This window comes from Aeromonas sp. V90_14 (assembly GCF_029967615.1).
Classification (GTDB): domain Bacteria; phylum Pseudomonadota; class Gammaproteobacteria; order Enterobacterales; family Aeromonadaceae; genus Aeromonas; species Aeromonas hydrophila.
This window is the reverse complement of record NZ_JASCAS010000003.1, coordinates 136,916-150,876: the sequence shown is the minus strand read 5'-3', so window position 1 is coordinate 150,876 and position 13,961 is coordinate 136,916. Positions and strand designations below refer to the sequence as shown.

The 13,961-nt window shown below is 64.2% G+C and carries 11 protein-coding genes; 5 read left to right on the top strand and 6 right to left on the bottom strand.

The window, feature by feature from the left end; translation table 11 throughout:
- Window positions 1-293 precede the first annotated feature (293 nt).
- The 3 genes from QLG02_RS04285 to QLG02_RS04275 are packed head-to-tail and all read left to right on the top strand — an operon-like array spanning window position 294 to window position 3,362.
- Window positions 294-1,412 carry a hypothetical protein gene (locus QLG02_RS04285; RefSeq protein WP_282464591.1) on the top strand — a complete coding sequence of 373 codons (1,119 nt, stop codon included), beginning with the start codon at window positions 294-296 and terminating at the stop codon, window positions 1,410-1,412.
- 24 nt (window positions 1,413-1,436) lie between these two features.
- On the top strand, window positions 1,437-2,516 hold the full coding sequence (locus tag QLG02_RS04280; RefSeq protein WP_016351061.1) for an HBL/NHE enterotoxin family protein: 1,080 nt from the start codon (window positions 1,437-1,439) through the stop codon (window positions 2,514-2,516).
- Window positions 2,517-2,561: 45 nt separating this feature from the next.
- Window positions 2,562-3,362, top strand: coding sequence for a hypothetical protein (locus QLG02_RS04275; protein ID WP_065477052.1), 801 nt, complete (start codon window positions 2,562-2,564; stop codon window positions 3,360-3,362).
- A gap of 105 nt (window positions 3,363-3,467) precedes the next feature.
- Here the strand turns inward: QLG02_RS04275 and QLG02_RS04270 are convergent, their stop codons facing one another.
- Together QLG02_RS04270 and ycfP are read right to left on the bottom strand one after the other, a co-directional pair.
- A complete protein-coding gene (locus tag QLG02_RS04270) occupies window positions 3,468-4,760 on the bottom strand; it encodes an NAD(P)/FAD-dependent oxidoreductase (RefSeq protein ID WP_282464590.1) in 1,293 nt (430 codons plus the stop codon).
- A 78-nt stretch (window positions 4,761-4,838) separates the two neighbouring features.
- Window positions 4,839-5,378 (bottom strand): alpha/beta hydrolase YcfP, encoded by a 540-nt coding sequence (ycfP, locus tag QLG02_RS04265; protein ID WP_016351064.1) that lies wholly within the window; start codon window positions 5,376-5,378, stop codon window positions 4,839-4,841.
- Window positions 5,379-5,847: 469 nt separating this feature from the next.
- Between ycfP and QLG02_RS04260 the strand changes: the two genes are divergently transcribed.
- Window positions 5,848-7,263 (top strand): nucleobase:cation symporter-2 family protein, encoded by a 1,416-nt coding sequence (locus QLG02_RS04260; RefSeq protein ID WP_016351065.1) that lies wholly within the window; start codon window positions 5,848-5,850, stop codon window positions 7,261-7,263.
- Window positions 7,264-7,314: 51 nt separating this feature from the next.
- Here the strand turns inward: QLG02_RS04260 and QLG02_RS04255 are convergent, their stop codons facing one another.
- The 3 genes from QLG02_RS04255 to QLG02_RS04245 form a co-directional block, all read right to left on the bottom strand.
- Window positions 7,315-9,123 (bottom strand): M3 family oligoendopeptidase, encoded by a 1,809-nt coding sequence (locus tag QLG02_RS04255; RefSeq protein ID WP_282464589.1) that lies wholly within the window; start codon window positions 9,121-9,123, stop codon window positions 7,315-7,317.
- A gap of 93 nt (window positions 9,124-9,216) precedes the next feature.
- Window positions 9,217-10,995 (bottom strand): M3 family oligoendopeptidase, encoded by a 1,779-nt coding sequence (locus QLG02_RS04250; RefSeq protein ID WP_282464588.1) that lies wholly within the window; start codon window positions 10,993-10,995, stop codon window positions 9,217-9,219.
- A gap of 179 nt (window positions 10,996-11,174) precedes the next feature.
- Entirely contained in the window at window positions 11,175-12,092 is a 918-nt protein-coding gene (locus QLG02_RS04245) for a DUF808 domain-containing protein (protein ID WP_202010515.1), read from the bottom strand.
- 258 nt (window positions 12,093-12,350) lie between these two features.
- Between QLG02_RS04245 and QLG02_RS04240 the strand changes: the two genes are divergently transcribed.
- Window positions 12,351-12,953: a DUF924 family protein gene (locus tag QLG02_RS04240; protein ID WP_282464587.1), complete on the top strand. Its 603-nt coding sequence runs from the start codon at window positions 12,351-12,353 to the stop codon at window positions 12,951-12,953.
- A 64-nt stretch (window positions 12,954-13,017) separates the two neighbouring features.
- Here QLG02_RS04240 and secF read toward each other — a convergent pair whose 3' ends face one another.
- Window positions 13,018-13,932 carry a protein translocase subunit SecF gene (gene secF / locus QLG02_RS04235; protein ID WP_024944906.1) on the bottom strand — a complete coding sequence of 305 codons (915 nt, stop codon included), beginning with the start codon at window positions 13,930-13,932 and terminating at the stop codon, window positions 13,018-13,020.
- Window positions 13,933-13,961 lie beyond the last annotated feature (29 nt).

Below are 13,961 nucleotides of genomic sequence, written 5' to 3'. Positions count from 1 at the left end.
ACCGGCGGTAAGTTATCGGCAAAAGACAACGCCGGGCCGCCAAAACACCCCGTGCAGACGCCCCTTTCATTAGCCGATCCGGCTCAAACATCAAGTGACAAAACTATCAGTTGTGACCCATTTTGCCTTTCCCTAGGGTGAGTCTGTCCCGGCACCAGCGCGGGGACAGACCCACTTCGTCACGAGGAGAGCAGCATGATGCAGCAGGATACCCGACTACCTCACCCCACCCTCGCACTGGGGGCATGTTCCCCCGCCAGTCCGCTCGCCGACACCGCGATGGAGGCCATGTCATGACCACGATCGCCACCCTGGATCTGGGGGATCAAGGTCTGCTGGCCGCCTACCTGTCGGCGACCTCACCCGCCCTGCTCAACCAGACCTATGCGAACTTGCTGTTGATGCAGCAGTCCTTGGCCAACAGCGAGATCGACTCCACCCTCGCGGTAAAAATCGAGGCCTATCAGGCCCAGATGATGAACCAGGCACGCTATTACCAGCAGACCAACCTGTCCGGCCTTATCCATCTGCTGAGCAACGGCTCCAACTTCTATGCCCTGGTCGCCGCGTTCAACCGCCTGCTGGGTCAGGAAGACGACGCCGCCGTTCTCTCGGGCGGAGCCCGGCTGGGACAACAACTGACGTCCCTCGTCGATCAGGCCCAGAGCTACCGGCTCAATGCCCAGGCACTCAATACCCGCGTGCAGGTGGCCTGGGGTTCCCTGCGCCCCCTGATGACCCAGTTCAACGGCGTCATCACCCAGCTCGAGCAGGATCTGATGGCCGACGCCAAGCGTCAGACCGAGATCATTGACGCCCTCAACCAGGCTATCGCCGCCAATATCCAGGCGATCGTCGATGAGGGTGGCAAGGCCGGTGAAGGGGTCAACCAGCTGGGGCGAGCCATCGTCACCTCGCTGACGCTGGAGCAGAAACCGGCCGACAAGGGGGCCAAACCCGCCACGTCGCAGGAGATAGCCAAAGAGACCGATCAGCAGACCCAGTACATGATCTCCGGCCTCAAGGCACTCTCCTCCGGCATCGCTGGCTCCAGCCAGGCGGCCCGCGAGCTCAAGACCAACACCGACAAGCTGGCCCAGGCCTATCAGGCGCTGGCCGCCACCAACGCCCTGCTGAGCGTGGCCAAGTCGGTGCAGGCGCAAAACCAGCTGTTTGTCGACACCTACAGCCGGGTTGCCGACACCGTCACCCAGTTGCCCGCAGGCTGGCAGAAGGTGGCCGACGCCTATCAAGGGGCCGTGCCCGTGGTCACTGACCTCAACAGTCCCGACGACGTACGCCAGCTGCGACGCACCGTGGCGCTCAACACCCAGTCCTGGCAGCTGCTCTCGAGCCAGGTTGACGACATCAAGGCAGCCTACGCCGGCAACGGCATCCTGCCCGACGCTTAATCCCACCACGCAAGGACACGCCAAATGACCAACGCAACAACCATCACCATGGACCAGGGTATGGCCAACCAGGCTTCCCAAGCCATGCAGATCCAGACCTACTGCAACAGCGTCAAGCAACAGGTGCCGGTGGACTTCAGCCAGTTCCCGAACCTCAAGGACAACCAGACCCAGATCAACCAGGGGCTCGATCTGGCGAAGGGGCACGCCGACCTCTATCTCAATACCATCCAGCCGCAGATCATCACCAACATCAGCAACATCTCCAACTACTTTGCCCTGCAAAACGCCATTCCGGCCGTGCTGCCGCCCGGCTCCACCAAGGCGCAGTGGCTCAGGCAGCTGAGCGTCATCAAGGAGCAGGCCACCGAATATCAGCGGCTCTCCTCCGATACCCGCCTGGTGATCGTCAATCTCAACAACAACCTCATCACCGACTCCAGCAACTTCCAGGGAATCGTGGTGAACCTCAACAGCAAGGTGCAGGGGGATAACGGGGTGCTCGCCCAGCTCAACGGCGACATCGACAAGGTGAACGCGGCCATCGACGGCGCCATCGCCGGCATCGTCGCCGGGGGGCTGCTGGTGATTGGTGGCGCCTTCGTCACCGCCATCGGCGCAGTGGCTGACTTCGTCACCGCCGGCACCTCGACCCCGGTGGTCATCGGCGGGGTTGCCATGATGGTGGCCGGGGCCGGCGGTATCACGGCTGGCGCCATAGTGCTGCACAACTCGCTGGGCGCCCGCCAGGATCTGTACCAGAAACGCAGCAGCCTCAACAGCGAGGTGCTGATCGCCACCCAGATCGGCAACGGCTACAAGGGGCTGCAGGTACAGGCGCAAAACGCCGTCACCGCCGCCACCCAGATGAGCAACGCCTGGGACTCCCTCACCTCCGATCTGGGCAGCCTGATCACCGACCTGGACAAGGGGATCACCAGCGGCGACGACATCCGTCAGCTCTGGCTGACCGCCGCCGACACCACGGTCAAGACGGTGCTCACCGACGTGACCACCATCAAGGCCCAGATGGCCGGGGTGAGCCCGCTGCAAGTGCCGCAGACCGACACCATCGCCAACTTCGTGGCGCGCCTGGCCGCCTAAACCCCGGGAGGGCGGCCTGGCCGCCCTCTTTCATAAGGAGACCCCATGAGCAACGGCATTCTTTCCCAATCCATTGCCAACATGCAGCAGGCCGAAGCGACCATTCAGTCCTTCAGCGGTCTGCCGCAAAACGCCGTCAACATCCAGCAGAACGTCGGTGAGGTGGTTGCCGCCCTGCTGCCCCAGGTGCAAACCATGCAGCAGCAGGTCCTGGCATTTGCTGCCCGCCTGGAGCTGCAACTGACCCAGCAGCTGGCCAATACCGGCCCGTTCAACCCCGATGCGCTCAAGGCGTTCGTCGATCTGGTCCAGCAGGAGATCGCCCCCATCCAGACCCTGACCGCCCAGACCCTGACCGCCAGCCAGACCGCCAACGATCGCATCACGCAAGACAACATCGCGTTGCAACGGATCGGCGTGGAGCTGCAAGCCACCATCGCCGGGCTGCAATCCAACCTGGACGGCGCCCGGCAGGAGCTCGACTCCCTCAACAAGAAAAAACTCTACCTGCTGGGGCTGGGATTGCTGGGGCTGCCGGGCCTCATCGCCCTGGCCGTCACCCTGACGCAGACCCAGAACAAGGTGAGCAGCCTGGAGGGACAGGTGAACCAGATTGAGGGGCAGATCCAGCGTCAGCAAGGCTTCCTCGGCCAGACGACGGCCTTCTCCCAGCAGTTCGGCTCCCTCATCGATCGGGTGAGCAAGGTGGGCAACACCATCAGCCTGCTCGGCGGTGACATTGCCAACGTCGCCCGCGATGCCGGGCAAGGAGATCCGGAGCTGGCGCGGCTGTTCTTCACCGCCGCCCTCACCGAGGTGCGTACCCTGCAGGTGGACGCCTCCTGATACCCCAGCAACAAAAAAGGAGAGGCCAGGGCCTCTCCTTTTTCATGGTGCGCGTTTCATGGTGCGCGGGGCCGTTGCCGCCCCGCCACGTTTGCCCAAGGCGACTTAATGCAGCTTCAGGGTCGGGCGCAGCACCCGGTTGATGCGACCCACCAGCATGATGAGGCCGGTCTTGACGTAGCCGTGCAGGGCGATCTGGTGCATCCGGTAGAGCGAGATGTAGACCAGACGGGCGATGTAGCCCTCCACCATCATGGAGCCGCGCATCAGGTTGCCCATCAGGCTGCCCACGGTGGAGAAGCGGCTCAGGGATACCAGCGAACCGTGGTCGTGGTATAGGTAGGGCTTGAGCTCGCCACCGTTCATCTTGGCCAGGATGTTCTTGAACGCCTGGCTCGCCATCTGGTGGGCAGACTGGGCGCGCGGCGGCACGAACTTGCCGTCCGGCTGCGGGCAGGCGGCGCAGTCACCGATGACGAAGATGTTCTCGTCGCGGGTGGTCTGCAGAGTCTCTTTCACCACCAGCTGGTTGATGCGGTTGGTCTCAAGACCGGCGATATCCTTCATGAAGTCCGGCGCCTTGATGCCGGCAGCCCACACCATCAGGTCCGCTTCAATCAGCTCGCCATCCTTGGTATGCAGACCATCGGCAGTCGCTTCGGTGATCATGGTGGCGGTACGCACGTCCACACCCAGCTTGACCAGCTCCTGGTGAGCTGCGCCGCTGATGCGCTCCGGCAGGGCCGGCAGAATGCGGGGGCCCGCTTCCACCAGGGTCACCTTCAGGCTGTCGGTGGTGAGGTTCTTGAAGCCGTAGGCGTAGAGCTGCTCGACCGCGTTGTAGAGCTCGGCAGAGAGCTCGACGCCGGTGGCGCCGCCGCCGACGATGGCAATCTTCACCTTGTCGCCCGGCTGGTATTCGGTGGCGAACTGCAGGAAGCGGTTCATCATGCTGTTGTGGAAACGGTGCGCCTGGGAGGGGCTGTCCAGGAAGATGCAGTGATCCTTGATGCCCTTGGTGTTGAAGTCGTTGGAGACGGAACCGATGGCCATCACCAGGTAGTCGTAGGGCAGCTCGCGCTCGTTGACCACGATGTCGCCGTTATCGTCGACGATCTTCCCCAGCACGATGCGTTTCTCGTCGCGCTTGATGTCGGTCAGGGTACCCAGCTGGAAGTCGAAGCCGTGGTTCTTGGCGTGGGACTGGTAGCTCAAGGCGTCGATGCCCGCGTCCATGGAGCCGGTGGCCACTTCGTGCAGCAGGGGTTTCCACAGGTGGGTACGGTTGCGATCAACCAGGGTGATCTTGGCCTTGTTCTTCTTGCCCAGCTTGCGGCCCAGGCTGGTGGCCAGCTCCAGACCGCCGGCACCGCCGCCGACGACAACAATATTGGTCATGGTTAATTACCTCGGTTCCATTAAAGCGAAGGGAGCCATCGGCTCCCTTGATAGTTGAATCCATGACGTGACGATCAATCAGGCTTCTTTGAAAGCCTTCATCTGTTGCAGGTGATGAGAGATGTTCTTGAACTTGTGCGTCTCTCGCTCATCCCACACGATGTTGTAATAATTCTTCAATTCACGCTCAGTTTCGCCATTATCGCGCACTTCATCCTGAACGGAAAGGATGCAGAGGCAATTTCCTGAATTTTTACTACGAAATTCAGACACACATTTGGTGCCGATATCCTCGTACTCTTCCGGTCGGTCGATCTTGCCCTGCATGGTGATTTCGGGGTGCAGGTTGGGGTTGAAGATCACCTGCTTGATGCCGCACAGGAAGCCGATGCGCTCGCTCCAGTACCCACCCAGCCCCACCCCGCAGATGAGGGGCTTGGGATCGGTGCTCATGTCGAGCTGCTTCTTCACTTCCTTGAGCAGGTGGCTCATGTCATGACGGGGGTGAACCGTGCTGTAGTGCACGAAACGCACATCATCATCAATAAACTGCAACTGCAGCACTTTCTCGTGATTGCCCGGGCTGGTGGCATCGAAGCCATGCAGATAGATGATCATGGATAAGACCTCAGGATCTGTGTCGGTTTTATCGAAACTACCCCAGCGGCAGGGCCCTGCGCCACCAAAACATCCTACTTTCTTGCTTTGGATCACGCCCTCGGTTACGGATGAAACCAGACGGTGCGCAACCGTCCGCTGCCGGCTATCAATCTGAGAGCCCGGCCGACCGAAATGATAACCGGGCTACCAATCTGAAAGCCCGCCACCATCGACTGGCAAACGATTGTCAGCCGTCGGCGCGTGCAAGCGTGATCCCGCCAGCAAAAATGCGCATGAACAGGGCCAACAGACACCCATGCATGCCGGCTGTGCACGGTTCCTGCACTCCCCCTGCGATACCGCGTGAAGGCAACCTTCGCCTGCGCGGCCGGATCCAGGGCGACCCGGACCCCATCCATGAACGGGGCAGCCAGCCTGCCCCATCTTGCCCGGCTCTCGCCGCCGGGTCGCAAGGAGTGATCTGTTCATGAACCAGACCCAGCCCCCCGGGGCGGCCAAGGGCCGCGCCATCGACGAAGTGGAGCGCCTGCTCCCCCCCGGCCAGCTCTTTACCCTTGGCCTGCAGCATGTGCTGGTGATGTATGCCGGCGCCGTGGCGGTGCCGCTGGTCATCGGCGGCAGCCTGGGACTGCCCAAGGATCAAATCTCCTATCTCATCAGTTCGGATCTCTTCTGCTGCGGCATCGTCACCCTGCTGCAGTGCCTTGGCATCGGCCGCTTCGCCGGGATCCGCCTGCCAGTCATTATGTCGGTCACCTTCGCCGCCGTCATGCCCATGCTGGCCATCGGCGCCAACCCGGCGCTGGGGCTCACCGGCATCTTCGGCGCCACCATCGCCGCCGGCATCCTCTCCACCCTGCTGGTGCCCCTCATCGGCCGCTTGATGCCGCTTTTCCCCACCGTGGTGACCGGGGTGGTCATCACCTCCATCGGCATCAGCATCATGCAGGTGGGCATCGACTGGATGGCGGGGGGCAAGGGCAACCCCGAGTACGGCAGCCTGCGCTACATCGGCACCAGCTTTTTGGTACTGGCCTTTATCCTGCTGGTGACCCGCTTCACCAAGGGCTTTTTCAGCAACATCTCGGTGCTGCTCGGCATCCTGTTCGGCTTCGGGGTGGCCATCGCCATGGGAGAAGTGAGCCTGGACGGGCTCGGCGAGGCGGCCTGGTTCGCCCCCATAGTGCCGTTCGCCTTCGGCTGGCCCACCTTCGATCCCATCTCCATCGCCACCCTCACCGTCATCATGCTGATCACCTTCATCGAGTCGATGGGGATGTTTCTGGCGCTCGGCGACATCGTCGGCCACCCGGCCAGCCGGGGCGACATAGTGCGCGGCCTGCGGGTGGACGGCATCGGCACCATCATCGGCGGCATCTTCAACAGCTTCCCCCACACCTCCTTCTCCCAGAACATCGGGCTGGTGAGCGTGACCGGGGTGTCGAGCCGCTGGGTCTGCGTCATGTCGGGGGGGATCCTGCTCGCCTTCGGCCTGGTGCCCAAGATGTCGGTGCTGGTCGCCTCCATTCCCCCCTTCGTGCTGGGGGGTGCCGGCATCGTGATGTTCGGCATGGTACTGGCCACCGGCATCCGCATCCTGGCTAGGGCCGACTACAACAGCAATCGCCACAACCTCTACATCGTCGCCATCAGCCTAGGCGTCGGCATGATCCCTACCGTCTCCGGCCACTTCTTCCAGCACTTCCCCGCCGCCCTGCAACCGCTGTTTCACAGCGGCATCCTGCTGGCCACCCTCAGCTCGGTGCTGCTCAACCTCTTTTTCAACGGCTACCAGCCGGACCTGCGCCACCAGCCGAGGCCCCTGCTGGTAGGGCCGGTGCGCCCGCCCGCTCAGCCGCAACCAGGCAAACCCGCCTCATAAAAAACCGCCGGGCAGCATGGCTGCCCGGCGGTTTCATTCAACAAGCCGGTGTTAGCCGCGGGTCTGGGCGAAACGCTCCACTGCCGCTGCTACCAGCGCCAGGCTGCCCTGCCAAAAGACGGGCTGGCGGATGTCCTGGCCCAGGTGCTTGGCCACCAGATCTTCGGCGCTCATGCGACCGGTATCGCGCAGCAGGTCGCGATAGGCCTGGGCCACATTCTGTTCTCCCGCCTTCTGACGATGCATCAGTTGCTGATAGACGCCGAGGCTGAACAGATAGCCGAACAGGTAGGGATAGTTGTAAAAACCCAGCCCCGCGATGGAGAAGTGCGCCTTGGCCGCCCAGAACAGGGGGTGATAGCGGCACAGGCTCTGCTCGTACCAGCGTCCCCAGGCCTCGTCGGTCAACGCCTTGAGCCGGGCCGGCGAGACATAGCCCGCCGCCCGCTCCGCCACCAGGGCGCGCTCGAAATCGAAGCGAGCCGGGATATTGACCAGGAAGGTGGCGGCGCCGTCCGCTTCCGCCCAGGCGATGGCCTGCTGCTCTTCGGGGGTCTGCGCCTGCTCGAACAGGGCGCTGCGCACCAGGGTCTCGGCGAAGATGGAGGCGGTTTCGGCCAGCGTCATGGGGTAGCTGCGCTGGCTCATGGGCAGATCGCGAATGAGCCAGTTGTGCCAGGCGTGGCCGAGCTCATGGGCCAGGGTGATGACGTTGTCCATGGTGCCGGCATAGGTGATGAAGACCCGCGGCTCCACCGGCTCGGCAAACTTGGTGCAGTAGGCCCCGGTGCGCCGGTTGGGGGTGGGCCCGGCATCTATCCACCCCTTTTCGGCCATCATACGGGCAAACTCGCCCATCTCGGGATCAAAACGAGAGAATGCCTCGGCGATGATCTCGATGGCCTCCTCGAACGGGATCTCGCGGCTCACCGCGGCCGGCGGCGGGGCAAACAAATCCTCCGGCCCCAGCTCCTCGATGCCAAGGCGCTCGGCCATCAGCCCCAGCGCCCGCTGACCAAGCCCACGTGCGCGCCAGGTCTCCTGCATCAGGGTATCCAGGGTCGCCCGTTCGATGTGGCTCTGATGGCAGGAAAGGTCGAGCGCATCGAGCTGGCGGCTGCGGCCGCGCTGGCGCGAAAGCTCAAGCCGCCAGCCATTGATGGCGTTGAGAATGGCGGCCACCGTCTCCTGCTCCCCCTCCCAGCCGGCGCTGATGGCATCGAACGCCTCCCGGCGCAGGGCGCGCAGCGGGCTGGAGAGCAGGTTGCTCGCCTCGGCCAGCCCCATCTCGCGGCCATCGATCACCAGCCGGATCTTGCCCACCAGATCGTTGTAGAGGTTGCCCCAGGCGTGCAGACCGTCGGTACCAAGGCCGATCACCAATTGCTCCGCCTCCACCGGCAGGCGCTGATCCTGCAAGCGGCGCTCGTGACGCAGCCGGTACGCCTCCTCCCCCACCAGGGAGTCGGCCATCAGCTGCTCAAATTCAGCCTCCGGCAGCGCCAGCATCAGATCCTCGACCGGGGCCAGGGTCTTGAACAGATCGGCATTGAGGGCGCGGGCGCGGGAGGCCAGCTGCTTGGCCAGCTCGTCGCGGGCATCCTGACTGCCCCGACAGGCCGCCAACACGGCCAGGTTCCAGCCGATGTTGCGAATGCGCTGGGCCCGCAGCCGCACTTCACGCAAGAAATCCTGCAGTGCCTGCGCATTGGCCCGCACGGCGCCAAGCCCCTCGATGAACAGGCCGAGTTCGTCCACACTGGCACGCGCCAGGGCGAGATCGGCGGCCACCTGCGGGCAGTCGAGGGCGGGATAGATATGCTGGTTTTGCCACTGTTGTGGGTAGATTCGTTGCTGCATCAAATGCTCGTCATCAGGTTGCGGGGCCGAGCCCCGTTGAATACGCGTGGCGAGCCACAGGGCCCGCCACCAGGATAAAAACCGTCGTGCTGCCTACACCAGCCGCTCGAGACGGGCAACCGCCTCTTCCACATAATCGAGGCTCTCCTGCCAGAAGGCGGGCGCACGGATGTCGACCCCCAGATGCTTCTCCACCAGCTCTTCTGCGCTCATGCGCCCGGTGTCGCGCAGCAGCTCCCGATAGGCGTGAACGAACTCGCGCCCCGCCCGCGCCTGCTGGGCATAGAGCCCCAGGCTGAACAGGTAGCCAAACAGATAGGGGTAGTTGTAGAACCCGAGCTCGGCGATGGAGAAGTGGCCCTTGCTGGCCCAGAACAGCTCGTCATATTGACTCAGGGTGTCACCATACCACTGCTGTTGCGCCGATTTCATCATCTGCCGCAGTTGGCCGGCCCCCACGTAGCCCTGCTCCCGCGCCGTCACCAGGGCCCGCTCGAAGGTAAAGCGGGCCGGCACGTCGAGCAGCAGGCTGGCGGCACGCTCCCCGTCCAGCCAGGCGATGGCCCGGCGCTGCTCCATGTTGTCGGTGGCCGCCAGCAGGGCATCGCGCACCAGCGCCTCGGCAAACAGGGAGGCGGTCTCCGCCAGCGTCTTGGGGTAGTCACGCTGCTCCAGCGGCAACTCCCGCAGCAGCCAGCTGTGCCAGGCGTGCCCCAACTCATGAGCGAGCGTGATGACGTTGTCCAGGGTCCCCTCGAAGGTGAGAAACACCCGCGGCTCGGGCGGCTCGGCATACTCGGTGCTGTAGGCACCGCTGCGCCTGTGTTCACTCGGGGCAGCGTCAATCCAGCCATTGGCAGCCATCATGCGGGCAAAGGCCCCCATCTCGGGGTCAAAGCCGGCGAAGGCGTCGGCCACTAGGGTCAGCGCCTGCTCGAAGCTGATAAGGCCGCTCGCCACAGCCGGCGCCGGGGCATAGAGATCCCAGGGGGCGAAGTCGTTGATCTGCTGGGCACAGGCCATGGCGCGCAGGGCCCGTCGCCCCAGCTCCTTGTGCTCGCCGGCCGCCGTCATCAGGGTCTCCAGGGTGACCCGCTCCAGGTGCCCCTGATGGCAGGAAACGTCTAGCGCATCCCACCTGCGTGCCCTGCCACGCTGGCGGGTCAGCTCGTTGCGCCAACCGTTAATGGCGTTGAGGATGGCGGCCACCGTCTCCTGCTCTGCCCCCCAGGCGGCCTGGATGGCGTGCCAGGCGGCGGCGCGCCGCGCCCGCTGCGGGTGGGCCAGCAGGTTGTCCGCCTGGGCCAGCCCCATGGGCTGCCCCTCCACCACCGGCCTGAGCCTTCCTACCAGGTTGTCGTAGAGATCCCCCCACCCCTGCAGGCCGTCCACGCTCAGCCCCGCGATCAACTGCTCACTCTCCAGAGAGAGCCACTGATCCTGCTGGCGCCGGTCGTGACGAATGGCGTAGGCGAGCTCGAACAGCTCGGGATCCTGCAGCAGGGCGCGCACCTGCTCCTCGGGAGCGCGCACCCAGAACAGGGTCACCGTCTTGCAAAGCTGGGCCAGGCTCGCCTGCAACTGCTGGCCACGAGAGAGCAGCACCCGGGCCGCCTCGTCGTGTCCATCCCGGCTGAGCCGGTTGTAGCCGTAGGTCTGGCAGTTCCACTCCAGCTGGCGCACCTCGCGCCAGCAGGCCCGGATGGCCCGAAGCAGATGGCGCAAGGCATTGATGTCGTTGGTCTTGGTGAGTTCATCCAGCAGGGGTTGCAGGCGGTTAAGGGCCTCGCGGGCAAGCTGGAAATCGGCGTCGATCGCCGGGCAGTCGGGGGCGGCATAGATGTGATCATCCAGCCAAACGGGTGGTTTCATGAGCTTCCTTGTCTGTTTGCGTCCATGTGGGCTGACCCCGCCTCTGTGAGCGGGTGTCAGCCGGATAGTACGAAGGGGGCAGACCCTTGCCTAGCCCCCATCCGAGGCAACAGACGAGACAGTATCTGACGGAATGCTCCCATCGCAGGGATATGCCCGCGATGGTCAGCCCGCCGGTACTATTTGGCGGGTTTGAGCTTGCTCACCAGGGTCATGGCCAGCACCAGCACCAGCCCGGCCACCACACCGGCCACGGCGTTGAGCAGGGTCGGCGTCACCAGCGCGAGGGCTGCGCCGACCGCAGGCAAGGTAGCCACGGCGGCGGCCGCCCCTTCAATCAGGTGATGCACGAAAGGCCAGCCGTGCACCAGGATGCCGCCCCCCACCATGAACATGGCGATGGTGCCGACCAGTGCCAGCAGGTGCATCAGTCGCGGCGCCGTCACCAGCAGCCCCTGCCCCACCGCCCGGCGCAACGCACTGCCATCTGGCTTTTGCAGCAGGTGCAGGCCGATGTCGTCGAGCTTGACGATGAGCCCCACCAGGCCGTAGACCCCCACCGTCATCAGCAGGGCGATGCCCGCCACCACCGACAGCTGCAGCGCCAGGCTCGCCCCCTGTACCGTGCCAAGGGCGATGACGATGATCTCGGCCGACAGAATAAAGTCGGTGCGAATGGCCCCCTTTATCTTCTGCTGTTCAAACGCCACCAGATCATCGGGAATGGGGGCGGTGTGTGCCTCCCCCTCGCTCGCCTCATGGGGCAGAAACTTGTGGACCAGCTTCTCGGCCCCCTCGAAGCAAAGGTAGGCGCCCCCCAGCATCAGGAGCGGGGTGATGAGCCAGGGCACCAGCGCACTGATGGCGATGGCGGCAGGCACCAGAATGAGCTTGTTGCGAAACGACCCCTTGGCCACCGCCCACACCACCGGCAGCTCCCGCTCGGCGCGCACCCCGGAAACCTGCTCGGCATTGAGGGCCAGATCGTCCCCCAGCACCCCGGCGGTCTTCTTCGCCGCCATCTTGGTCATCAGCGCCACGTCGTCGAGCACGCTGGCAATATCGTCGAGCAGGGCCAACAAACTGGTTCCGGCCATATCAGAGAATCCTTATGTCAGTAGAAGAGAGCTTCCCGCAGCACACCACGCCCTTGTTGGCCACATCATCAGCGCCACACCATCGAGTACATTGGCCATGTCATCCGACAGGACCGACCAACCGATGCCGGCCGAAGGGGGATCCCTATTGCGGGAAAAGATGGCACAGTGTAACGAGAAGCCGCCCGTTCGGCAGCAACCACATCAGGGTCATTTGGCCTTGTTTCATCCGGTGCCCGCAGGCCCAAGGAGTATTCCATGCAACCCTGGCAACCGCTGATCACATTCTGGTTTGGCGAAGAGACCGACGACGTCACCCGCGCCAAACGCCAAGCACCCCTCTGGTGGGGCAAAAACAGCGACACCGACGCCCTGCTCGCCAGCCGCTTCGGTGACCTGGCCGCGGCAGCCGCCGCCGGCGAGCTCGCCCACTGGGCCGACGCGGCCGAGGGCCGGCTGGCCCTTATCCTGCTGCTGGACCAGCTGCCGCGCAACATCCACCGCGGCACCCCCGCCGCCTTTGCCCAGGATGCCAAAGCGCGGGATCTCTGCCTCAAGGGGCTCTCTCTGGAGGCAGATCTGGCGCTGCCGCCGCTGGGGCGGGTCTTTTTCTACCTGCCGCTGGAGCACGCCGAATCCCGCGAGCAGCAGGCCAGAAGCGTGACCCTGTTCGAGGGGCTGGCGGCCGAGCAGGCTGACGGCCCGGCGCGGGAGACCTTCGCCGGCTTTGCCGACTTTGCCCGCCGCCATCAGGTGATCGTCGAGCGTTTTGGCCGCTTCCCCCACCGCAACGCCATCCTGGGCCGCCAGGACACGGCCGAGGAGGCCGCCTTCTTGCTGCAACCTGACTCGGGCTTTTGAGCCTCATTTCAGCTGCGCATAAAAAAACGGGCCCGAGGGCCCGTTTTGCATGGGAATGGCGGGGTCACGCCGCCTCCGCCAGCTCCTCTTCTTTTTTCTGGTAAGCCTGCGGCGAGAGGCCCAGCAGCTCCTGCACGGTGGAGGCCACCGTGATGGAGGAGATGGTGCCCACCAGGATGCCGGCGAACAGGGTGAAGGAGAAACCGTAGAGGGCGTCGCCACCGAACAGCAGCAGGGCCCCCACCGTGAACAGGGTGGTGCCCGAGGTGATCATGGTGCGGCTGAAAGTGGCCTTGATGGCCACATCAGAGCAGTCGTGGATCCCCATCTGGGTGCGCGAGCTGAGCAAGTCCCGCAAGCGGTCGGAGATGACGATGCTGTCGTTGAGGGAGTAGCCGATCACCGCCATCAGACCGGCGATGACGTTGAGATCGAACTCGATGTTGAACAGCGCCAGCAGCCCCAGCGCCACCAGACCATCGTGCAGCACCGATACCAGGATGCCGATGGCCTGGCGCCACTCGAAGCGCACCGCCAGGTAGGCGGAGATGGCAAGCGAGGCCACCAGCACCGCCAGCATCCCCTGCTGGAACAGCTCGGCGCCCACCTGGGGGCCGACGATGGTGGTGCGCAGCAGCTCCACCGGCAGGTTGAGCTGCTGACCCAGCATCACCGCCAGCTCCTCGGCCGCCCAGGGCAGCTCGTGGGGCGGCAGCTTGATCAGCCACTCGCCGGGCACGCCGGCACCGTGCAGCTCGACCACACCCGCCAGGGGGGCCGTCAACAGGGCGTTGAGCTCGTGGGCCTCCTTCAGGGTCTGGATGCGAAACTCCAGCAGGATGCCGCCGGTGAAGTCGAGACCGAGGGAGAGGCCGTTGATGGCGAGCACCGCGATGCTCGCCACGGTCAGCAGCACGGAGGCCCACAGGCCAATGTAACGCCAGCGGGTCAGCCCCATGGCAATGATCATTCTCAGCATTGTTGTTCCCTCGACGGCAGATGGCTCGG